General features: G+C 67.5%; 17 protein-coding genes. 1 reads left to right on the plus strand and 16 read right to left on the minus strand.

Annotated features, from left to right (window positions below; all coding sequences use genetic code 11):
• Positions 1-62: 62 nt before the first annotated feature.
• From KF715_13915 to KF715_13990, 16 genes are all read right to left on the minus strand, one after another.
• Complete coding sequence (locus KF715_13915; protein ID MBX3737788.1) at positions 63-626, minus strand: sigma-70 family RNA polymerase sigma factor; 564 nt, start codon at positions 624-626, stop codon at positions 63-65.
• 6 nt (positions 627-632) lie between these two features.
• Positions 633-3,821 (minus strand): efflux RND transporter permease subunit, encoded by a 3,189-nt coding sequence (locus KF715_13920; protein MBX3737789.1) that lies wholly within the window; start codon positions 3,819-3,821, stop codon positions 633-635.
• 88 nt (positions 3,822-3,909) lie between these two features.
• Positions 3,910-5,607 (minus strand): efflux RND transporter periplasmic adaptor subunit, encoded by a 1,698-nt coding sequence (locus tag KF715_13925; GenBank protein ID MBX3737790.1) that lies wholly within the window; start codon positions 5,605-5,607, stop codon positions 3,910-3,912.
• A gap of 224 nt (positions 5,608-5,831) precedes the next feature.
• On the minus strand, positions 5,832-7,262 hold the full coding sequence (locus KF715_13930; GenBank protein MBX3737791.1) for an efflux transporter outer membrane subunit: 1,431 nt from the start codon (positions 7,260-7,262) through the stop codon (positions 5,832-5,834).
• A 20-nt stretch (positions 7,263-7,282) separates the two neighbouring features.
• Positions 7,283-10,456 carry a multidrug efflux RND transporter permease subunit gene (locus tag KF715_13935; protein MBX3737792.1) on the minus strand — a complete coding sequence of 1,058 codons (3,174 nt, stop codon included), beginning with the start codon at positions 10,454-10,456 and terminating at the stop codon, positions 7,283-7,285.
• Between the two features lie 114 nt (positions 10,457-10,570).
• Positions 10,571-11,782, minus strand: coding sequence for an efflux RND transporter periplasmic adaptor subunit (locus KF715_13940; GenBank protein MBX3737793.1), 1,212 nt, complete (start codon positions 11,780-11,782; stop codon positions 10,571-10,573).
• Positions 11,783-11,807: 25 nt separating this feature from the next.
• Positions 11,808-12,182, minus strand: coding sequence for a thioredoxin (gene trxA, locus KF715_13945; GenBank protein MBX3737794.1), 375 nt, complete (start codon positions 12,180-12,182; stop codon positions 11,808-11,810).
• Between the two features lie 25 nt (positions 12,183-12,207).
• A complete protein-coding gene (locus KF715_13950; protein MBX3737795.1) occupies positions 12,208-12,405 on the minus strand; it encodes a hypothetical protein in 198 nt (65 codons plus the stop codon).
• An 87-nt stretch (positions 12,406-12,492) separates the two neighbouring features.
• Complete coding sequence (locus KF715_13955) at positions 12,493-13,113, minus strand: TetR/AcrR family transcriptional regulator (GenBank protein MBX3737796.1); 621 nt, start codon at positions 13,111-13,113, stop codon at positions 12,493-12,495.
• A 70-nt stretch (positions 13,114-13,183) separates the two neighbouring features.
• The gene (locus KF715_13960) at positions 13,184-14,131 is read right to left on the minus strand and encodes an EamA family transporter (GenBank protein ID MBX3737797.1); all 948 of its coding nucleotides are present in this window, start codon (positions 14,129-14,131) and stop codon (positions 13,184-13,186) included.
• A gap of 48 nt (positions 14,132-14,179) precedes the next feature.
• Complete coding sequence (locus KF715_13965; GenBank protein MBX3737798.1) at positions 14,180-14,782, minus strand: DJ-1/PfpI family protein; 603 nt, start codon at positions 14,780-14,782, stop codon at positions 14,180-14,182.
• Positions 14,783-14,845: 63 nt separating this feature from the next.
• Positions 14,846-15,175 (minus strand): DHCW motif cupin fold protein, encoded by a 330-nt coding sequence (locus KF715_13970; GenBank protein MBX3737799.1) that lies wholly within the window; start codon positions 15,173-15,175, stop codon positions 14,846-14,848.
• A 168-nt stretch (positions 15,176-15,343) separates the two neighbouring features.
• Positions 15,344-16,813, minus strand: coding sequence for a PLP-dependent aminotransferase family protein (locus KF715_13975; GenBank protein ID MBX3737800.1), 1,470 nt, complete (start codon positions 16,811-16,813; stop codon positions 15,344-15,346).
• Positions 16,814-17,118: 305 nt separating this feature from the next.
• Positions 17,119-18,012 (minus strand): hypothetical protein, encoded by an 894-nt coding sequence (locus KF715_13980; protein ID MBX3737801.1) that lies wholly within the window; start codon positions 18,010-18,012, stop codon positions 17,119-17,121.
• 111 nt (positions 18,013-18,123) lie between these two features.
• Positions 18,124-18,915 (minus strand): PhzF family phenazine biosynthesis protein, encoded by a 792-nt coding sequence (locus KF715_13985; protein MBX3737802.1) that lies wholly within the window; start codon positions 18,913-18,915, stop codon positions 18,124-18,126.
• 131 nt (positions 18,916-19,046) lie between these two features.
• Positions 19,047-19,529: a GNAT family N-acetyltransferase gene (locus tag KF715_13990; GenBank protein MBX3737803.1), complete on the minus strand. Its 483-nt coding sequence runs from the start codon at positions 19,527-19,529 to the stop codon at positions 19,047-19,049.
• A gap of 114 nt (positions 19,530-19,643) precedes the next feature.
• On the opposite strand from KF715_13990, the gene KF715_13995 reads away from it, so the two are divergent.
• A complete protein-coding gene (locus KF715_13995) occupies positions 19,644-23,144 on the plus strand; it encodes an ABC transporter substrate-binding protein (GenBank protein ID MBX3737804.1) in 3,501 nt (1,166 codons plus the stop codon).
• Positions 23,145-23,175: the final 31 nt, after the last annotated feature.

The following is a 23,175-nucleotide window of genomic DNA, read 5'->3' on the forward strand; positions in this document are numbered from 1 at the left end:
GATGGGTGGTTTCATCCCGGAGACGGAGCCCGCGGCGGAATCTTACCGCGCCGCGCGGAAAACTAGTTTCCGTCCGGTGCGCAGTCGCAGTCGAGGCAGGCGCCGGCCGCGCAGTCGCCGCAGAACGCCTCGAGCCGCGTGCGCAGCTCCCGGCGGGCGCGGTGCAGCGTGACGCTGGCGTTGTTCGCGGAAATCCGGAGCGCGTCCGCCGCATCCTGCACGGACTCGCCGCCGAGATCGACGCGGCGCAGGAGTTCGGCCTGGAGCGGCTTGAGGGTGTCCACGATGCCGCCGAGACAGGCGCACAGCTGCTTTTCCAGGACCGCGGCAGGCGCGGTGTCGTCGCCGAGGGCGGCGATCATCGTGCCGAGGGCGTCGTTGCGGCGACGTGCGGCGCTCTTGCTGCGGTAGTGGTCGACGAGGCTGTGGCGGAGCAGCTGGTAGAACCACGCGACGAGCTTCTCGTCGTCGCGGAGGTCGCCGGCGCGCTGCACGGCCTTGGCCAGGCCGTTCTGGAGAATGTCCTCCGCCTCGGCCGCGCTGCCGACGCGGGCGGCGAGGAACGCCTTGAACGCGTCGCGGTGCGCGTGCAGCGCGCGGGCGAGGGTCGTGGCATCGCTCGGCATGATGGGTCAGGCCTTTGGGATTTCGCGCTCGCGCAGCCACGCGAAGATCACGGGCGTGACGACGAGGATGTGGACAAGCGACGAGATCATGCCGCCGACGACGGGCGCGGCGAGGGGCTGCATGATTTCCACGCCGGTGCGCGTGCTCCAGAAGATCGGCAGGAGCGAGGCGACGGTGGTAGCCACGGTCATCACCTTCGGACGCAGGCGGAGGCGCGCGCCCTCCTTGACGGCGGCGAGGAGGTCGTCGCGCGTGAGCGCCCGGCCGGTCTCGCGGCGCTTCTTCTCCAGCGATTCCTCCAGATAGACGACCATGACGACGCCGGTCTGGATGGCGGTGCCGAAGAGCGCGATGTAGCCGACCCAGACGGCGACGGAGAAGTTGAAGCCCATGAACGCCTGCAGCAGCACACCGCCGGTGAGCGCGAACGGCACGGCGAGGATCACGTGCGCGGCCTCGGCGGCGGAGCGGAAGGTGACGACCAGCAGGGCAAAGATGATCACGATCACGGCGGGGAAGACGTAGGTCAGCGTCTGGCGGGCGCGGATCTGGTGCTCGTATTGGCCGGAGTATTCGACGGTCATGCCGGGATCGAGCGTCACCTCCTTTTCGATGCGCTCCTTGATCTCGTTGACGAAACCGCCGAGGTCGCGGTCGCCGACGTTGGCCTGCACGAAGACGCGCAGGCGGCCGTTCTCGCTTTGGATCTCGTTCGGGCCGACGACGCGCTTCACGTCGGCGACCTGGCGGAGCTGCACGACGGCGCCGGACGGCGTGGGGAAGCTGAGTTCGCCGAGCTTGTCGATGTCCCCGCGGTCGTCGGCGTCGAGGCGCACTTGGATCGGGCGGCGTTCGCGGCCGTTCAGCGTGGTGGCGGCCGTCGCGCCACCGAGGCCGGCTTCGACGTATTCGTAAACCTGTTTCATGCTCAGGCCGTAGCGGGCGAGGTCGGGGCGGCGGACGGCGATCTCGAGGTAGGGCTTTCCCTGGACGCGCGAGGGCGCGACGCCGGTGGCGCCTTGGATGCGATTGATGACGCGTTCGACCTCGAAGGCTTTTTTCTGCAGCGCGTCGAGATTGTCGCCGAAAATTTTCACGCCGACCTGCGCGCGAATGCCGGTGCTCGTCATCAGGATGCGGTTCTCGATCGGTTGGAGGAAGCCGGGCACGTAACCGGGGACGTTCATGAGCTTCGCGGAGAGGTCGGCGATGATGCTCTGCTTCGTCGTGCCGGCGGGCCACTCGGACGGCGGCTTCAGCATGATCGTGGTCTCGATCATCTCGACCGGCGCCGGGTCGGTGGCGGTCTCGGAGCGGCCGAGCTTGCCGGCGACGGACGCGACGGCGGGGTGCGCGCTCATGACCTTGTCCTGCCACGCCATGATGCGCTTCACCTCGGTGAGCGACGTCGCGGGGAGCAGCACGGGCATGAAGAGCAGCGAGCCTTCCTCGAGCGTGGGCATGAACTCGCTGCCGAAGCCGCCGGTGTGCTTCGCGACGGCGTCGGGCAGGCGCGCGTTGATGGTGCGCGGCAAACCGAACGCGACCACGAGGCATGTTGCGAGCAGCGCGAATGCGGCGCCGAGGACGCTCTTGCGGTGCGTGAGCGCCCAATCGAGCACCGGGTCGTAGATTTTCAGCAGCGACCTCATCAGCCAGTTCTCGTGCTCGGGCTTGAACGGCCCGCGCACGAGCAGCGTGCAGAACACGGGCACCGCGGTGATGGCGAGGAGCACGGCGCCGAGGAGCGCGAAGCTCTTGGTGTAGGCGAGCGGGTGGAACAGCTTGCCCTCCTGGCCGCTGAGCAGGAACACCGGCACGAAGGCCAGGATGATGATCAGCATCGAGAAGAACATCGGCCGGCCGACCTGCGTGGCGGCCTCGAGCGTGAGCTTGAAGACCTCCGGGCCGGTCAGACGGCGCTTGATCTCTTCCTCGGCGCGCTCGCAGTGGCGAATGACGTTTTCCGTCATCACGATGCCGGCGTCGACCAGCACGCCGATGGAGATGGCGATGCCGGTGAGCGACATGATGTGCGACGGGATGCCGAAGCGATCCATCAGGATGAACGAGATCAGGATCGAGGCCGGCAGTGGCAGCGTGACGATCAAGATGCTGCGGAAGTGGAACAGGAAGAGGATATGCGCGAGCGTCACGAGGATGACCTCCTCGACCAGCGCGTGCTTCAGGGTGTCGATCGCGCGCGAGATGAGATCGCTGCGATCGTAGAACGGCTGCACGGTGACGCCCTTCGGCAAGCCGGCGGAGAGCGACGCGAGGCGCGCCTTCACGTCGGCGATGACGCGGTAGGCGTTCTCGCCGTAGCGCATGACGACGATGCCGCCGACGACCTCGCGGCCGTTCACGTCGAGCGCGCCGCGCCGGAAATCGCCGCCGATGCGCACCGTCGCGACGTCGCGCAGGTAGAGCGGCGTGCCGTTGCGCGGCTTGAGCGCGATGGTCTCGAGGTCGGCGGCGGTCTTCACCAGGCCGACGCCGCGCACGATGTATTCGGCGCCGTTTTCCTCGATGGTCTTGCCGCCGACGTTGAGGTTGGCCGCGGCGACGGCGTCCATGACCTCGCCGAGCATCACGTCGTATTGGCGGAGTTTCAGCGACGAGACCTCGACCTGCCACTGGCGCACGAAGCCGCCGAGACTCGCGACCTCCGCGACGCCGGGCACGGCGGTGAGTTGGTAGCGGAGAAAGGTGTCCTGCAGCGTGCGGAGCGAGCCGAGGTCTTGCGTGCCGGAGTCGTCCTTCAGGTAGTATTGGTAGATCCAGCCGAGGCCGGTGGCGTCGGGGCCGAGGCGCGCGACGACGCCGGATGGCAGCAGATCGCCGAGGGAGTTGAGTCGTTCGAGCACGCGCGTGCGCGCGAAGTAGGTGTCGACCTTGTCCTCAAAGATGACGGTGAGAAACGAGAAACCGAACATCGACGTGGCGCGCACGCTCTTCACGCCGGCGAGGCCCTGGAGTGACGTGCTGAGCGGGTAGGTGATCTGGTCCTCGACCTCCTGCGGCGAGCGGCCCGGCCAGTCGGCGTAGACGATGACCTGGTTTTCGGAGAGGTCGGGGATCGCGTCGATCGGCACGCGCTGGAGCGCGACGACGCCCCACGCGCAGAGCGCGAGGAAGCCCGCGATCACGACGAAGCGGTTCTGAAGCGACCAGCGGATGATGGCGTTGATCATAGCGAGAAGGTGTCGAGCAAAAGGTCGGCGCTGTGCGGCGAACGGTGGGGACGGATCCTAGCGTATTACGCTAGAACCTTTCGGGCGGTCATTCGATTTGCTCGCCGCACTCGAGCATGGCGGAGCCGAAGAAGGGATTGCGGAGCGTCTTGCTCTTGGAGAGCCAGCGGCCGGTGCCGAGCACGGGCGCCATCGGGCATTGGTAGATCGTGAGGTTTTCGCGGTGGTGCAGGTGCTGCGACTTCGCGAGGTCGGCCAGCTCGGTGCTGAACGGCTCGAAGGCACGGCGCGCGGCGTCGAGGTCGGGACCGTCGGCGAGCTTCGTCCTGCCGAGGTCGGTGTTGGCGGCGCTGGGGTAGGCGGCGACATAGGCGGTGAGCGCGTCGCGGAGGGCGGGGAGCTGTTTCTGGTAGCCGGCGAGGTTGTCGGACGCGAGGAGGTCGGCGGCGTCGGCGCCGGCGAAGGCCAACGCCTTGAGCGCGGCGTAGGCGCGGGCGTCGGGCTGGGGCACCTCGACGGAGATCTTCTGCGGCGCGGCGGCGCCGTGGTCGTGCGCGCCGGCGCCGACGGCGGCGTGGGCGAGTTGGGCCTGGCCGTCGAGGACGAGCGCGCCTTCGGTGACGACATTGTCGCCATCGCGCAGGCCGGAGAGGACTTCGGCGTCGGCGTCGCCGATGCGGCCGAGGGAGATTTCCTGCGCGGCGTAGGCGTGGTTGCCGCGGTCGACGAACACGACGGCGCGGCCGCTGTGCTGCAGCACGGCGCTGCGCGGGACGAGGAGGGCTTCGGGCGACTCGGCCACGACGTTGGCGTAGGCGGTCTGGCGGTGGCGGAGGAGGCGGTCGGGGTTGTCGAGGACGACGCGGACCTTCGCGGTGCGCGTGGTCTCGTTGAGATTCGGATCGATGAACGCGATCGGGGCGGTGAGCACCTTGCCCGGCAGTGAAGGGACGGTGACTTCGACCGGCTGGCCGGCGCGCAGCCAGGCGAGGTCGGGCTCGGCGGCGTCGAAGACGAACCACATGCGCGAGAAGTCGCCGATCTGGAAGATCTCGTCCTTGGCCTCGACGTATTTGCCTTCGTAGGCGCCGCGGGCGACGACGGTGCCGAACATCGGGGCGCGCATCGTGACCATCGCGGTGGCCTGTTTGGTGGCCTCGAGGATGCTGATTTCCTCGTCGGTGAGACCGAGGGCGAGAAGCTTTTCCCGGGCGGCGGCGCGTTCGGCGGCGGTGTAGGCGATCGCGCCGGCCTTCATGCGTTCGAGGTATTCGCGCTGCGCCGTGAGCATGTCGGGCGAGTAGATCGTGGCGAGTTGCGCGCCTTCCTGCACTTCGGCGCCGACGAAGTTCACGAACAGCTTTTCGACCCGGCCAGGCACGCGCGCGGCGAGAATGCGGTGGCGTGTGTCATCGTCGTCGATGGCGCCGGTGACGCGCAGCGTGCGGACGAGTGCGCCGCGGCGGACAGACGAGGTTTGCACGCCGACGACGGCGGCTTGCGCGGGGGTCAGCGTGACCAGGTTCGGGTCGATGGCGGCTGAGGCGGAGGCCGGCGCGGAGCTCGCGGCGACGAGCGCCATGCCGCAGATCGTGCACTTGGCGTCGGGCTTGTCCGACTTGATCCACGGGTGCATCGGGCACTGGTAGGTCGTGCCGGCCGCAGCCTCGGCGGTGTGATCATGGCCGGCGTGAGCGGCGGACGCGGATGGCTTGCCGCAACCTGCGAGGCCGAGGGTGGCGGGCAGGGCGAGGGCGGCGAATAAGGCAAGGAGACGAGCGTTCACTCCCCGTTATACGCCGGCCCCAGCTCCGCCCCTGCCGCAATCTTTGCGGTTTCCGGCGCAGGGAATCGCGCCCGCTAGTCGGCGGAACTGCCGTCGATGGCAACAAACACCGCGAGGGCGGCGAGGACGAAGGTGAGTGCGATCATCGGGTTTGGAGGAGAGTAAGGGTGGAGAGAAATCGGACCGGCTTGACCCGGTCCGAGCGCTGTGCGGGGACGAGCGGCTTAGAAATCCGCCTTCCGGTCGGCCGAGGCGACGGCGACCGGATGCGACCAGCCGCCGCCGAGGGCTTTGATGAGACCGACGCTGTTGAGCAGGCGCTGCGCGTGGAGCTGCGTGGCGGCGCGCTCGGCCGCGAGGAGCGTGCGTTGGGCGTCGAGGACCTCGAAGTAGGCGACGTAGCCGGCGTCGTAGCGAGTCTGCGCCAGCTCGCGGGCGCGGCGCGCGGCGGCGACGGCGCGCTCCTGCGCGGCAGCTTGGTCGGCGAGCAGCTGCGTGGCGGTGAGCGTGTCCTGTGTTTCCCGGAACGCGACGAGCACGCGTTGGCGGAAGAGAGCGACGCTTTCCTCGTAGGCGGCGCGACTGCGCGCGAGGTTGGCGCGGTTGCGGCCGCCTTGGAAAATCGGGAGATAGAGACTCGGGCCGACAGACCAGAGCTTGGAGTCGGCGTTGAAGAGCCGGTCGACGTCGCCGCTCGCGTAACCGAAGGAGCCGGTCAGCGAGATCGCGGGGAAGAAGGCGGCCTTGGCGACGCCGATGCGGGCGTTTGCGGCGGCGAGCGTGGCTTCCGCGGCGGCGATGTCGGGGCGGCGCTCCAGCAAATCGCTGGGCAAGCCGGCCGGCACGGAGGGAGGAACTGAGAGCGGAGAGTCTAGAGCTGAGAGCTGGAAATCCGGTGCGGGCGCGCCGAGCAGAACGGCGAGGGCGTTCTGCAGTGCGGCGCGGCGGTTCGTGAGGGCCAGATTTTCGGCTTCGGTCGAAGCGAGTTCGGTCTCCGCGCGCGCGACGTCGAAATCGGTCGCGGCGCCGCCGGCACGGCGCGAGGCGACGAGCTCGAGCGCCTTGCGGCGAAGAGCGACGCCGTCGGTGACGAGCGCGAGCTCGCGGTCGAGGCCGCGGAGCGAGAAGTAATTCGCGGCGACTTCGGCGGTGAGGGCGAGGCGGACGTTCTCGAAGTCCGCGGCGCTCGCGCTGGCGTCGGCGCGGGCGCTCTCGTGGAGGCGGCGAACGCGGCCGAACAAGTCGAGTTCCCAGGTGGCGTCGAGCGCGCCGCGATAGGTCGTGCTCTCCGCGACGGGGAAACGGTTATCGGTCGTCTCGGAGGTGCGGCTGCGGTCGAGCGACGGGCGAAGACCGATCGACGGGAAGTAGCTGCTGCGAGCGAGGCCGGCCGCGGCGCGGGCTTGCTCGACGCGCGCGGCGGCGGCGGCGAGGTTCTGGTTGGCGGCGAGGGCGCGGGCTTCGAGGTCGTTGAGCGAGGGATCGCCGAAGAGCGTCCACCAATCGTCGCGCGGGAGCGCGTCGGCCGGTGTCGCGGCGGTTTTCCAGGCGAGCGGCGCGGCGACGTCGGGGCGCTGGTAATCGGGGCCGATGGCGGCGATCGACGCCACGGTCCAAGCCAGGGAGGAAGCGGTGAGAAGGAGGAAGGATTTCATCGGAGAGCAGCGTGAGAGTTTCAGGCGTGATCGGCGGCCGGCTCAGGCAATGCGACGGGCGCGGGTTTGCGCGCGCCGAGTTTTTCGAGCACGGCGTAGAACACCGGCGTGAGGAAGAGGCCGAAGACAGTGACGCCGATCATGCCGGCGAACACCGCGACGCCCATGGCGCGGCGCATCTCGGCGCCGGCGCCGTGGCTGACCACGAGCGGGAAGACGCCGGCGATGAACGCGATCGAGGTCATGAGGATCGGGCGCAGGCGGAGGCGCGAGGCTTCGATCGCCGCTTCGCGAATGCCTTTGCCTTCCTCGCGCAGCTTCACGGCGAACTCGACGATCAGGATCGCGTTTTTCGCGGCGAGGCCGATGAGCACGATGAGGCCGATCTGCGTGAAGACGTTGTTCTCGCCGCGCGTGAACCAGAGGCCGACAAGCGCGGAGAACAGCGCCATCGGGACGATGAGGATGACCGCGAACGGGAGACGGAAGCTCTCGTATTGCGCGGCGAGCACGAGGAACACGAGGAAGATGCTCAGCGGGAAAATGTAGATGGCGGTGTTGCCCGCGATGATCTTCTGGAACGTGAGTTCGGTCCAATCGAGCACCATGCCCTTGGGCAGGTTCTCGGCGGCGAGTTTTTCGATCGCGGCCTCGGCCTGGCCGGAGCTGAAGCCCGGCGCGGGCGCGCCGTTGATCTCGGCGGCGGGATAGCCGTTGTAGCGCATGACGCGGTCGGGGCCGTAGGTCTCGCGGACCTTGACCAGCGAGCCGAGCGGCACGAGCTGGCCGGCGGCGTTGCGCGTCTTGAGGCGGAGGATGTCCTCGGGGCGGTCCCGGAATTCGGCGTCGGCTTGCGCGATGACCTGGTAGGTGCGGCCGAAGCGGTTGAAATCGTTCACGTAGAGCGAGCCGAGGTTGATCTGCATCGTCTCGAAAACGTTTTGGAGCGGCACGCCCTGGGCCTTGGCTTTCGCGCGATCGATGTCGGCGTCGAGCTGCGGCGTGTTGATGGTGAAGCTGGAGAACAGGCCGGTGAGTCCGGGCGTCTGCCAGCCTTTGCCGATCAGGCCCTGCGTGGCGCCGTAGAGGGCATCGAGGCCGCTGTCGCCGCGGTCCTCGACGTAGAGCTTGAAGCCGCCGATGGTGCCGAGGCCCTGCACGGGCGGCGGCGGGAAGATCGCGATGTAGGCGTCCTCGATCGCGCCGAATTCCTTCTGGAGCTGCTGGGCGATGGCTTGGCCGGTGAGCTCGGGCGAGCGGCGATCCTCGAAGGGCTTGAGCGCGACGAAGACGATGCCGCTGTTGGGCGAGTTGGTGAAGCCGTTGATCGAGAGGCCGGGGAAGGCGATGCTGTTGGCGACGCCCGGGTGTTTCAGCGCGATGTCGCCCATGCGGCGGATGACGGCGTCGGTGCGCTCGAGCGAGGCGGCGGCGGGGAGCTGCGCGAAGGCGACGAGGTATTGTTTGTCCTGCGTCGGCACGAAGCCGGTCGGCGTGCTCTTGAACAGCGTGCCGGTGAGCGCGAGCAGGCCGGCGTAGACGAGCAGCGCGATGATGGAGACGCGCAAGAGGCGCGCGACGCCGGCGGAATACTTGTCGGCGGCCCAGGCGAAGAAGCGGTTGAACGGCCGGAAGAACCACCCGAAGGCAAAGTCCATGCCGCGCGTGAGGCGGTCCTTCGGCGCGTGGTGGTCCTTGAGCAGGAGCGCGCTGAGGGCGGGCGAGAGCGTGAGCGAGTTGAACGCCGAGATGATCGTCGAGATGGCGATCGTCATGGCGAACTGCTTGTAGAATTGCCCGGTGAGGCCGCTGATGAATGCGGTCGGGATGAACACGGCCGAGAGGACGAGTGCGGTGGCGACGATCGGTCCGGTGACTTCGCGCATGGCCTGGCGCGTGGCCTCGAAGGGCGATTTGCCGAGGGCGATGTTACGCTCGACGTTCTCGACGACGACGATGGCGTCGTCGACCACGATGCCGATGGCGAGCACGAGGCCGAAGAGTGAGAGCGCGTTGATGGAGAAGCCCAGCGCGTGCATCACGGCGAAGGTGCCGACGAGCGACACGGGCACGGCGGCGAGCGGAATGATCGAGGCGCGCCAAGTCTGGAGGAAGAGGATGACGACGAGCACGACGAGGAGGATCGCCTCGAAGAGCGTGTGCACGACGGCTTCGATCGAGCTGCGCACGAAGACCGTCGGGTCGTAGACGATGTCGTAGCTCAGGCCCTCGGGAAAATTCTTCGCGAGTTCCTTCATGGTGGCGCGCACGGCGTCGGAGGTGGCGATGGCGTTCGAGCCGGGGAGCTGGGCGATGGGCAGCGCGACGGCGGCCTTGTTGTTGAGCAGCGAGCGCAACGCATAGGCGTTGGCGCCGAGCTCGACGCGGGCGACATCGCGGAGCTGCACGCGTTCGCCGTTGGTGCCGGACTTCACGATGATCGAGTTGAATTCCTCCTCGGTGGTGAGGCGGCCCTGGGTGTTGATGAGCAACTCGGTGTCGACGGGGCGCGAGTTGGGTTGCTGGCCGACGGCGCCGGCGGCGACCTGGACGTTCTGCTCGCGGATGGCGGCGACGACGTCGGAAGCGGTGAGGCCTTTCGCGGCGACCTTGTTCGGATCGAGCCACACGCGCATGGCGTAATCGCCGGAGCCGAAGACGCGGACTTCGCCGACGCCGTTGAGGCGCGCGAGGACGTCGCGGACCTGGAGCGTGCCGTAGTTGCGGACGTAGACGTCGTCGTAGCGGCCGTCGGGCGAGAAGAGGTGCACGACCATAAGGAGGTCGGGCGAGGCCTTGGCGGTGGTGACGCCAATGCGGCGGACGTCTTCGGGGAGTTTCGGCAGAACTTGGGAGACGCGGTTCTGGACCTGCACCTGCGCGTTATCGAGGTCGGTGCCGATGGCGAAGGTGATGGTGAGGGTCATCACGCCGTCGCTGGTGGCCTGCGAGAACATGTAGAGCGAGTGCTCGACGCCGTTGATCGCCTGCTCGAGCGGAGCGGCGACGGTGTCGGAGATGGTTTTCGGATTGGCGCCCGGATAGCTGGCGCGGACGACGACGGTCGGTGGGACGACCTCGGGGTATTCGCTGATCGGCAGGCGGAACATCGCGATGAGGCCGACGAGGAAGACGATGATCGAGAGAACGCCGGCGAGGATCGGGCGTTTGATGAAGTAGTCGGAAAAATTCATGGGAGGGCTTTTTCGGGCAAGGCGGTGGCCGGAGCGGCCGTTTTGCGGCGGCCGAGATCGGGTGACGGGAGGGCGCGGAGCTGATCCGCGCCCTGCGGCAAAGGTGGAGAGCGGTTAGCGGAGCGACGCGAGTTTGCTGCCGGACGAAGAGGCGGGAAGCGCCGGCGCGGTGTAGCGGGCGAGCGCTTGCGGCTCGGGCGAGATGGTCATGCCGGGGCGGACGCGCTGGAGACCGTTGACGATGATCGTGTCGCCGGCGGCGAGGCCTTCGCGGACGACGCGTTTGCCGTCGTAGGTCGAGCCGAGTTTCACCGTGCGGTAGGCGACGGTGTTGTCGTGGTTGACGGCGAGGACGAACTTCTGGCTCTGGTCGGTGCCGATGGCGCGTTCGCTGACGAGGAGCGCGGGTTGCGGGGCGCTGACCGGCAGGCGCACGCGGGCGAAGAGACCGGGGAGGAGCGCGCCGTCGTCGTTCGGGAACACGAGGCGGACGGCGAGCGAGCCGGTCGCGGGATTGACACGGTTGTCGGTGGACTCGATGTAGCCGTGGCGCGGGAAGCCGGTTTCGTCGGAGAGCTGGAGGTCGACCGGGATGCGGCCGGCGCGCGTGAGGATGCGGCCTTCGCGGACGAGGCGGTTGAACTTCAGCAGCGTGGCCTCGTCGATGTCGGCGTAGACGTAGGCGTCGCCGACGGTGACGATGGTGGTGAGCAGCGTGGCGTTGCCGGGCGAGCCGGAGACGAGGTTGCCGGCGGTGACGAGGGCGCGGCTGATGCGGCCGGCGATCGGCGAGCGCACCTCGGTGTGTTCGAGGTCGAGCTTGGCGGTCTCGAGGGCGGCGCGGGCTTCGGCGGAGGCGGCGCGGCGGGCTTCGGCTTCCTCGCTGGAGATGGCGGAGGCGGCGAGGAGCTTCTCGGCGCGGGCGGCTTCGCGGGCGGCGACGTCGGCGCGCGCGGCGGCGAGGTCGAATTGCGCCTTATACCAGCGAGGATCGATGGTGAAGAGCACGTCGCCCTTCTGGACGAGCTGGCCGGCCTGGAAGTGGACCTCCTCCAAGTGGCCGGAGACGCGGGCGCGCAGCTCGACGGTCTCGGTGGCGTCGACGTGGCCGGTCAGCTCTTCGTAGTCGGTGACGAGTTGCTGTTCGACGGGCGCGACGGTGACGCGCGGCGCGGGCGGAGTGGCGGTCGCGGGATTCGAGGCGGCTTGGGAGCGGGAGGGAAGCGCGACGAACGTGGCGATCGTGGCGAGGGCGAGGACGCCGGCGGCGATCGCGAGCGAGCGACGTTTGCGGCGGCTGGTTTTGAATTGGGCGGTGGTGGTCATGGGAGCGTGGAGGAAAACAGATGGGTCAGGCGGAGACGGAGGCGCGCGGCGTCGCGAGGACGGCGTCGAGGCGGGCGAGGATTTCGGCTTTGGAACGAACGCCGACCATCGTCGCGACGACTTGGCGGTCGCGGAAGATGAGCAGGGTCGGAATGGAGCGGATGCCGTAGCGCGCGGCCGGTTCCGGATGGGCGTCGACGTCGATCTTGGCGACGATGGCGCGGCCGGCGCGCTCGTGTGCGATCTGCTCGACGAGCGGCGCGATGGCTTTGCAGGGGCCGCACCACGAAGCCCAGAAGTCGATCAGGACGGGTTGGCGTTCGGAGGCGGCGAGGACGTCGGTGGCGAACGAGTCGTTCGTGACGGAGACGGGCGGAGGAAGGAGGGTGGCGGTGGTCATGTGGATTTCCGGGGAGTCGGGTTTCTCATTCGCGATAGCGCGTGAGCGGCATTTGCAGGCGCGAGAGCAGCGTGGGATCCCAGAGCGAGCCAAGCGGGCGGGTGCGCGCGGGGCTGGGTTCGGCGGATGGCGTGGTGAGCTGACGCACGAGTTGCGGCAGCGAGCCGACGCTCAGATGGCGGTGTTGGGTCGCGAAATCGGAGTTGAGAATTCGGCGCTTCATGTGACGTGGAGGTTAAATAGTTGACTGGTTATCTAGTTTTGTGGCGGAAAAAACGCGCATGCCTCGCGGGGCGATGCGCGGAAAAAATCAGCTCAGAGTCGCTTTGGTCGTTTCTTTGGCGCCGATGAGTTTGAGCCCGATCTCGGGGAGAGTGTGAGCGATCTCCGGGTCGTTCATGATCCGGCATTGGCAAACGATGCCTTCGATCAGGCCGGCGAGAGCGACGGCCTTTTCGGCGGGGTCGCAGGGCTCAATCAGGCCTTCCGCGAGGGCGTCGCGCAGCGTGGATTCGTAGTAACGGCGCTTGCGGTTGAGGATCTCGCGAATCTTGCCGTTCATGTCGACTTCGTGGGTCGATGTTTCAGAGCCGACGGAGACGATCGGGCAGCCGAGCACCTTGCCGTGTTCCTGCTTGATCGCGACCTGCTTGTGGTGGATCGAGCTGAGATAATTGGTGATGCGCGTCAGCGGGTCGATCGAGGGCGAAAAGGCGGCGTCCATTGCCGGCTTCCAGGTCTCGGTCCACATCCGCTCGAGCGCGGCGATCGCGAGTTCGGACTTCGAGGAGAAGAAATAGTAGAAACTGCCTTTCTTCACGTCGGCTCGCTTGCAGATGTCATCGATCGTGACGGCGCCGTAGCTCTCTTCCCAGATGAGGTCGAGAGCGGCATCCATCAGTCTTTCGTTGGCGTCTGAGGTCCGGCCCATGTGTCAGACGAATAGTTGACTAATTAGTCAAGTCAACCGGATTTTTTGTCCGCCTGCTCATGTGGGCGAATCAGGCCTTGGCGGCGGGTTTTTTGACCTTGGCGATGGTGATGGTGGCGACGCCGGCGATGATGACGGCGGCGGCGGTGAAGGTGCGCGAGTTCACCGGTTCGTGCAGGATCAGCCAACCGAGGAAGACGGCGACGATCGGGTTCACGTAGGTGTAGGTGTAGACCTTGGCGGGCGTGCTGTGCTTCATCAGCCAGACGAACGCAGTGAAGCCCACGAGCGAGCCGACCAGCGTGAGATAGGCCCACGCGCCGACGGCGTGGGGCGTGAACATCGCGGTCGAGAGTTGAAACGGTTCGCCGGCGAGCAGGCTGGCGAGAAAAAGCCAGCCGCTGCCGGCAATCATTTGGATGGCCGAGGCGGTGAACGGCTCCGCGGGCTCCGACGCATAGCGGCCGTAGAGCGAGCCGGCGCTCCAGAGCCAAGTCGCGGCGAGCAGCGCGCCGACGTTGAGGAAGTTCAAGCCGCCGGTGCCGTGCGCGATGTCGGGGCCGACGAGCAGCGCGAGACCGGCGAAGCCGAGCGCGAGGCCGATCCAAATCGGGAACGTGGGGCGCGAGCCGCGTTTCTTCGTCGGGTCGGCGGCGTGGATTGCCCAGTCGAGGAGCACGACGGCGAACGGGCCGGCGGAGACGAGCAGCGTGGCGATGCCGGAGGGAACGGTTTGCTCGGCCCAGCAGACGAGGCCGTTGCCGCCGAGCATGAGAAAGAGGCCGACGATGGCGTTGTCGCGCCACTGTTTCGCGGTCGGACGGATCCTTTTGGTGAACCAGAGAAACCCGTAGAGTAGCGCGCCGGAGACGGCGAAGCGCGTCGCGGCCATGAAGAACGGGGGGATACTGTGGACCGCCACGCGGATCGCGAGGTAGGTCGAGCCCCACACGAGATACACGGCGGCGAAGGCGGCGATGAGCTGGCCGCGCGGAGCGGGATGGGATTGGGCGGACACGGGAAAAGGGGAGAGCTGAACGACTGGAGCTGAGAGGGAAAGCTCCAGTTACCGCCGCATGCCGGCGTCGTTGCGCCACGGGTATTCCATGTAGCGCGCGGTGGCTTCGACGGTGGCGAGGTCGTGGAGACGCGCAACGAGGTGGAGCGATAGATCGATGCCGGCGGAAATGCCGGCAGCGGTGGCGATGCGACCGTGATCGTGGAAGCGGCGATCGCCATGCACGCGGGCGGCGGGCGCGAGCGCGCGGAGCTCTTCGAGGTTTTCGGCGTGCGTGGTGACGTCGAGGTCATCGAGCAAGCCGGCCTTGGCGAGGACGAGGGCGCCGGTGCAGACGGAGGCGGTGATCTCGGCGTGTTTGGCGGCGACGCGCACCCACTCGACGAGCGCCGGTTTGCGCAGCAGCGCGCGGGTGCCGTAGCCGCCGGGGACGATGAGGATTTGCGGCGCGGGAGCGGATTCGAGCGTGTGATTGGGGACGATCTTCAGGCCGTTGCGGGCGCGGATGGTCCCGGGAGTTTCCGCGACGAGGCTGACATTGAAGTGCGCGCCGTGCGCGAGCTCGTCGGTGACGGAGAACACTTCGAACGGGCCCGCGAAGTCGAGGACTTCGACTTCATCGAACACGAGAATGGCGACGTGGCGGCGCATTTTTTTCGGAGGGCTGAGGACTGGAAACAGAAGACGGAAAAGCGGACGAGCGAGCGGTGTGTTCTAGTCGACGACGAACAGCGTCGCGCCGGTGAAAGTGGAGGAGCGGTGCGGTTCGGCGCCGTCGGCGACCTGGTAGCTCATGCCGGATTTGAGGACGAAGGTGCGGCCGTCCTCGAGTTCGGTGGTGAGCTCGCCGCTCAGGCAAAAGAGGATGTGGCCCTTCGAGCACCAGTGGTCGGCGGAGTAGCCGGGCGAGTAGGTGAGCATCCGCACGCGGATGGGTCCGAACTGGCGCACGCGCCATTCGGCCCAGCCGGTGAGGCCGGGTTTGCGCTCGGCGGGGACGGCGGACCAGTCGGTGATGCCGAAGGGAAGGTTTTCGATCTGCATGGGGGAGGGCGGAAGGTGGAGGACTGAGAACGGAGGACAGATGAGAGAATCGCTAGCGCGGAGAACGGGCAACGGATTCCCGCGGCGTGCTCGTTCTCGTAATCGTTCTCTCGGGGATTTCTTTCGAGCTGGAGAACGGGAACGAGTAGGAGAACGAGAACGATTTGCTCAGAGTTGCTGCTTCACGAGATCGCCGAGCGTTTTCAGCGCGGCGTCCATTTCGTCGGACCACGGCTGGCTGCAACTCATCCGGAGACAGTTCCGGTAGCGGTCCTTCACGGCGGAGAAGAGCGAGCCGGGGGCGGTGTTGATCTTGTGCTTCAGCGCGTCGCGGCGGAGGCGCAGCGTGTCGACCTTCACCGGGAACTCGACCCAGATGTAGTTGCCGCCCTGGGGGCGGCTGTAGCGCGTGCCGTCGGGGAAGTGGCGCTGCATGCCTTGGAGGAACGAGTGCAAGTGCTCGCGATAGGCGCGGCGCAGCGAGCGCAGGTGGTGATCGTAACCGCCGTCGCGCAGGAACTCGGCGATGGTTTTCTGGAGAATGCGCGGGGTGCCCATCGTGTTGATGAACTTCAGGCGGCGGATGCGTTCGAGGTAACGGCCGGGCGCGGTCCAGCCGACATGGAAGCCGGGCGCGAGCGTCTTGCCGAACGAGGAGCAGAGCATCACGCGGCCGTCGCGGTCCCAGGCCTTGAGCGGCTTGGGGCGGAGGTCGCCGAAGTGCGTGTCGCCGTAGATGTCGTCCTCGATGATGGGCAGGTCGTGCTCGGCGAGGAGTTCGTAGATTTTCTGCTTCTTCTCGTCGGGCATGAGCGAGCCGAGCGGGTTGTGGAAATTGGGCATCAGCATCACGACCTTGATGTCGTTTTGCGCGAGCGCTTCCTGGAGCGATTCGATGCACATGCCCTGGCGCGAGCAGGTGGGAATCTCGAGCGCGCGCAGGCCGAGCGCCTGGATGATTTCCAAGAACCCGAAATACGCGGGTGTCTCGATCGCGACGGTGTCGCCGGGCTTGGTGACGGCGCGCAGGCAGAGATTGAGCGCCTCGGTGCCGCCGGTGGTGATGACCATTTCCTCGTGGCTGATCGGCACGCCGGCTTGGAGGTAGCGGCGGGCGATTTCGCGCGTGAGCGGTTCGTAGCCCCAATTCATGCCCGGGCGGCCGATGAGCGACGGGTCACGCCGCGCGACGGAGCCGAGCATCCGCGCGAGCTTCTTGGTCGGGAAAAGCGAGTGGTGCGGGCAGGCGCTGCCGAAGGGGACGTAGTCGGCGTTGAGCGCGACCTCCATGACGTCGGCGGTGAGATCGTTCACGCCGACGAAGGACGGTTTGCTCATCGCGCGCGCCATGCGCGGCTCGGGCGCGCTGGTGAGCGCGCGCGGACGGACGTAGTAGCCGGATTGCGGGCGCGCCTCGAGGTAGCCGCGGTTTTCGAGCACCGTGTAGGCTTGTAGCACGGTGGCGATGGAGACGTCGCGTTGGCGCGACATGATGCGGACGGACGGCACGCGGTGACCCGGGCGCAGCGTGCCCTGTTCGATGAGATTTTGGAGCGAGTCGGCGAGCTCGGCGTAGAGGGGCCGGGCGGCGGCTTTCGCGGGCGAAAGCGGCTTGGGGGTGACGACGGTCTGGATCATGGCGTGGAAAGCAAAGTGCGGCGAAACTGTAGCGGAGAACGTCGCGACACAGTAGCCGCAGCGCGGTTCCATTGATACCAGCACAGTTATGCCAGACAAGCACTGTGACCATGACAGATTTTCAGACGACCGTTGAATTTCATTCAACGAAACGGCGCGCACGCAGAGTGACGGCGCGAAAACGCGGAGGCGACGCCGCGGGTCGGCGCGCGTGGGATAGTGGCGGTGCGCGGCTGGTTAGCCTTTCGGCTAGCGAGGGCGCAGGCGCGGGGTGGCGAGCAACCGCGCGCGGAGATCGCGGCGGCTTAGAATGAGCCCTTGAGCGCGAGCGAGACGAAGGTGCCGGCGTCGCCGTCGAGGCGGTAGTTCCGGTCGAAGTAATCGAATTTCCGATCGGTGACCGCGCCGATGTCGGCGCTGAGCGTCACGCGTTGGCCGAGCGAGTAGTCGAGGCCGAGGCCGATGCGCACCTCGCGAAAATCGACGTAGGTGTTCGCGATTCGCGCAAGGCCGGCGGCGGACGAGCCGACGTTGCGCGACACGCGGAAGCTGCCGCCCGCGAAGCCCGCGCTCGCGCGGAGCGTGAGACTTTCGGTCGCCTGCCAGGTGAAGCCGCTGCGCGGGAAACCGACGCTGAAGAGCCATCGCGGCGCGAACTGCCAGCGCACGCCGGCGATGGGCAGCACGGGATGATCGGAGAACGGATTGGTATTCACGCCGAAGCTCCAGATCAGCGCGCGGCTCTGCGCGTAGTTCACGAGCAGGAGGGCAGGGACGTTGAAGCTCTTGCCGAGCTGCTCCTCGAAATCGCCGTAGAAGCCGGGGCGCAGGTAAACGGCCGCGCTCCACTGGGGATCGAAGCGGCGTTGCGCGCCGAGGTTGAGCGAAAACTCCGCGAGGCTCGCGGGCAGCGGCAACGTGGTGAGGCCGTCCTGATCGAGGTCGAACTGCTGCACCGCCACGCCATAGACGAGCTGCGTGCTCTCGTCCCACGCATGGCGGCCGGACACGCTGACGCCGTAGCTTCTCACTGCGAGCGAGCCGAGGGTTTGCGGGCCGCGGGCGAGGTCCTCGCGCGACGAGGAGGCGGTGGTGAACTCCACGGAGGCGAGCAGATCGGGACGCATCGTTGCCGATGGCTGCGCGAAGGTGGAAATGGCGGTGGCGAGCGCGACGACGCAGAGCGAGGCGATTTTCATGATTCGGACGAGTGGCGGGCGATGGGACGGCCGCAAATCCGAAATCGCGAAGTGGAAACGAGGCGGTGGCGTTCCACTGCGGAGCGGTGACGCGCGCCCTCGGGGACGGACTCAACCGGCGATTTCGCCGCGCAAGTAGAGGGCGGCGCGGCCGGCGAGGCGCACGCGGTCGCCGTCGAGCGTGCACAGGAGTTCGCCGCCGCGGGCGGAGACTTGGCGGGCACGGAGGGGATTTTTGCCGAGGCGTGCAACCCAGTAGGGCGTGATCGTGCAGTGCGCGGAACCGGTCACGGGGTCCTCGGGCACGCCGGCGCCGGGGGCGAAGAAACGCGACGCGCAATCGCAGGCGTCGCCCGGCGCGGTGGCGATGACGCGCGCGTCACCGAGTTGGGCGAGGCGCGGGAAATCCGGCCGCAGCGCGAGCACTTCCGCCTGCGTCGCGTAGACGGCGAGGTAGTAGGGATGCGTCGCGGTTTTCAGCAGCGCGCGCGGGGCGACGTTGAGGCTGGCGAGAATCTCGGGCGGCGGATGGGCGAGCGGGAGTGCGGGGCGCGAGGGGAAATCCAGTTCGAGCGCGCCGTCGGGTCGGCGCGTGACGTGCAGCGGCCCGCTGCGCGAGTCGAACGTGAGGCGCGTGCCGGCTTGGCCGAGTTCGTGGAAGATGACGAAGGCGCTCGCGAGCGTGGCGTGGCCGCAGAGATCGACTTCGACGGCGGGGGTGAACCAGCGCAGGTGGAAGCGGTCCGGTCCGGTGCGCACGAAGAAGGCGGTTTCGGAGAGGCCGTTTTCGAAGGCGATGAGCCGCATCCGCTCGTCGGGCAGCCAGGCGTCGAGCGGGACGACGCCGGCGGGGTTGCCGGTGAAGACTTTGTCGGTGAAGGCGTCGACCCAGAAGAGGCGCATGGCGGATTGCGGAATGGCAGACAGTCCGCGTGGCGGTCGAAGCTGAAACGGGTGTTCGGGGGGAATTGTGGCCGGCTGCGCCGCTACGGCTTTTCAATCCGCAATCCGAAATCGGCGCTCCGCAATTTCCGTCACGCGTAGCGCGTGAGGGCGTCGCCGGTGAGGCGGCAGATTTGCCACTCCTTCATGCGGCGGGCGCCGAGCGATTCGTAGAAGTCGATGGCGGGCTGGTTCCAGTCGAGCACGCTCCACTCCATGCGGCCGCAGCCGCGGGCGTTGGCGAGTTTGGCGAGGTGGAGGAGGAGGGCCTTGCCGATGCCGCGACCGCGGAATTCGGGGTGGACGAAGAGATCTTCGAGGTAGAGGCCGGGGCGCGCGAGGAAGGTGGAGTAGTTGAAAAAGTAGAGGGCGAAGCCGGCGTTCGTGCCGTTGGCCTCGGCCAGGACGCAGTGGGCGACGGGAGCGGCGCCGTCGACGGGGAAGAGCGTGCGCGTAAGCTGCTCCTCGGTGGCGACGCATTCGCCGGTGAGCTTCTCGTAGTCGGCGAGGGCGCGGATGCAGGCGAGGACCGTCGGGATATCTTCCGGTCGCGCGGAGCGGATGGTGCAGGACATGGCGCGGAGATGAACCGGCGAGCGGTGGGTTGGCGACATTTTTGCCCGGAGCGGCGTGGCGGGGATTGGCTGGACAAGGGGAGGCGCGAGGTCTGTTTTCAACGGCACCACGGGATGGTCACCCGCTCAATACGCCTGCTCCTCCTGCTGCTCACGGTCTCAGCCGTGTTGGGGGCGCGGGTGTTGGGACAGGGAGAGCGGACCAAGGTGGCGTTGCAGCTGCCGTATTCGCATCAGTTCCAGTTTGCGGGCTACTATGCGGCGCAGGCCAAGGGCTATTTCGCGGAGGAGGGGCTCGAGGTGGATTTGCGGGAGGGCGGCTACAGCCTCCGGCCTTACACTGAACTGACCGCGGGACGGGCGGAGTATGGCATCGGCTCGGCCACCTATCTGCTCGATCGCCTGAACGGCGCGCCGCTGGTGCTCGTGGCCACGGTCTATCAGCACTCGCTGCTGGCGCTGATGGTGCGGGCGGAGTCGGACATCCGCGCGCCGGAGGATCTGCGCGGCAAGCGGCTCGCGGCCGGATCGAGCGGGCGGTATCCGGAGCTCGCGGCGATGTTTGCCGCGGAGGGTTTGCCGCCGAATGCCTACGTGCGCGTGGAGGACAAGTGGGACGTCGACGAGATCGTGACCGGCGAGGCGGACGCGCAGACGGTCTTCATCACCGACCTGCCGTTCGACATGCAGAAGCGCGGCATCGCGGTGCGGTTGATCCGGCCGGCGGATTACGGGGTGGATTTCTACGGCGATGCGCTGTTCACGACGGAGACGGAGGTGGCGCGTCACCCGGAGCGCGTCGCGGCGATGCGGCGCGCGGTGCTGCGCGGGTGGCAATACGCCCTCGATCATCCGGAGGAGATGATCGACTACATCATCGCCCAGTATCCGAACCGGCCGGCCAAGGTCACGCGCGAGCGGCTCGCCTACGAAGCCCGCCAGACGGCGCGGCAGATCAACGCCGATTTGCTGGAGCTGGGGCACGTCAATCCGGACCGCTGGCGGCGCACGGCGGAGACGTTCGTGCAGCTCGGCATGGCGAAGGACACCAGCCGCCTGAAGGGCTTCATCGCCCCGATGGCCTTGTCGGATGGGCCGAAGCTGCCGCGCTGGGTCGTGTGGACCGGTGTCGCCGTGCTGGCGCTCGCGCTGCTGGCGCTGCTGGCCAACTGGCGCCTGCAACGTCTGGTGGAGCGGCGCACCGCGGAGTTGCGGGAATCGGAGCGGCGGCAGCACGAGATTTTCGATTTCGCGCCGAATCCGATCGTGGTCGAGGACGTGCGGCCGGTGGCGGAACGGCTCGAGGCGCTGCGCCGGCAGGACGTGATCGATCTGCGTGCGCACCTGGCGCACCATCCGGAGCTCATCGAGGAGTTGCTCGGCGAAAAGCGGATCGTCACCGCCAATCGCATCGCGTTGCTCGCGGCCGGTTTTTCGAGCCGGGAGGAAATGGAGCGGCGCTACCGCGACATCATGACGCCGCAGGCCCTGGCGGCGGTGCCGCAGGAACTGCTCGCCATCTGGGAAAAGCGCGACGCGCTCACAATGGAGAAGGTCTACCGCTCGCAGGGGCGCGACGTCCACATGCTTGTGAACTGGTCGGTCAACCGCGACGCGACGGGCGAGCCGGACTATTCGCGCGTGCGCCTGGTGTTCACCGACATCACGGAAATGAAACGGGCGCAGCGGGCGCTGCACGAGAGCGAAGAGCGCTACCGCAGCCTGTTCGAGACGACGCCGAACCCGATGTATATCTTCGACGTCGAGACGTTGCGCATCGTGATGGTGAACGAGGCCGCCGTGGCGCGCTACGGCTACGGCCGCACGGAATTCGAGGCGATGACCGTGCTCGATCTGCGGCCGTCCGACGAGGCGGCGCGGCTGCGTCGGTCGATGGACCAGTTCCGCGACATCAAGCCCGCGCCGCCCACCGGCGCGCACGCGGCGGGCCTCTGGCGGCATCGCTGCAAGGACGGCACGATCCTGATCGTCGAGGTGTTCACGCACAGCCTCGTCTTCAACGGCCGCGCCTGCGTGCTCTCGCTGCCGTTCGACATCACCGCGAAGCTGGCGACGGAGCGTGCGCTGCGGGACAGCGAGGCGCGCTACCGCGAGCTGTTCGAGAACGCCGTCGGCGGCGTCTACCGCTCGACGCCCGAGGGCCGCTTCATCTCGGTGAACCCGGCGATGGCGCGCCTCTACGGATTCGAGACGCCGGCGGAGATGCTAGCCTGGAACGAGCGCGAGCACGCCGGCGTGTCCTACGCGCACCTGGAGGAGCACCGGCGCTTCGTCGAGTTGATCGAGCGCCATGGCAAGGTGGAGAACTTCGAGTCGCGCATCATCGACCGCCACGGCAACACGCTGTGGGTCTCGGAGACTTCACGCGCGGTGCGCGACACCGACGGACGGCTGCTTTACTACGAGGGTTTCGTGACGGACATCACGGCGCGCCGGCGGTTGGAGCACGAGATGATGCGCTCGTCGAAACTCGAGGCGGTGGGCATCCTCGCCGGCGGCATCGCGCACGATTTCAACAACATCCTCACCGTGGTGCTCGGCAACGTCACGCTGGCGGAGATGGACACGGCGAGCGACAGCTCCGTGCGCCGCATGCTGCACGACGCGAAGCGCGCCACGCTGCGCGCGCGCGATCTCACGCAGCAGCTGCTGACCTTCGCCAAGGGCGGCGATCCGGTGCGCGCGGCGATCGCGTTGCCGGAGCTGTTGCGCGAGTCGGCGGAGTTCGCGATGCACGGTTCGAAGTCGCGTTGCGAATTCGATCTCGCGGCGGATTTGTGGCCGGCCAACGCCGACAAGGGCCAGCTCGGCCAGGTGGTGCAGAATCTCGTGATCAACGCGGTGCAGGCGATGCCTCAGGGCGGGCTCGTGACGATCCGCGCCGGCAATTGCGCGCTCGCGGGTGGCGCGCTCGGCGGCCTGCCGGCGGGCGACTACGTGAAGCTCTCGGTCAGCGACACGGGCACGGGCATCGCGCCGGAGCATCTCGGCAAGATTTTCGATCCGTATTTCACGACAAAGCAGCAGGGCAGCGGCCTGGGCCTTGCGATGGTCTACTCCATTGCCCGCAAGCATCAGGGACACATCGAGGTCGAGTCGCGCTTGGGACACGGGACGACTTTCCATCTTTGGCTGCCAGCGGCGGATCACGCGGAGATCCCGGCGGCGCCCGAATCGGTGCCGGGCGGAGCGGTGAAGGCGCGGGTGTTGTTCATGGACGACGAGGAGCCGATTCGCGAGATGGCGCAGATGTTCCTCTCGCGGCTCGGCAGCGAGGTCGTCGGGACCGCCGACGGCGCCGCGGCGGTGGAGGCCTATCGAAAGGCGCAGGCGAGCGGTCGGCCGTTCGATGTCGTGATCATGGATCTCACGGTGCCCGGCGGCATGGGCGGGCGGGAGGCGATGGAGCAGCTGCGCCAGCTCGATCCCAACGTGCGAGCCATCGTGTCGAGCGGGTATTCGCGCGATCCGGTGCTCGGCAGTTACCGGCAGCACGGATTTTCCGGCATCCTGCCCAAACCCTACGGCCTCGACCAGTTGCGCAAAGCCGTGGCTGACGTCATGGGTCGTTCCGGCTCCGGCGCGCCTTTTTAGAAAATTTTGCCGGAGCAATTCGCCCGGGGAA

The sequence above is a fragment of the Candidatus Didemnitutus sp. genome, assembly GCA_019634575.1.
Lineage (GTDB): Bacteria > Verrucomicrobiota > Verrucomicrobiia > Opitutales > Opitutaceae > Didemnitutus.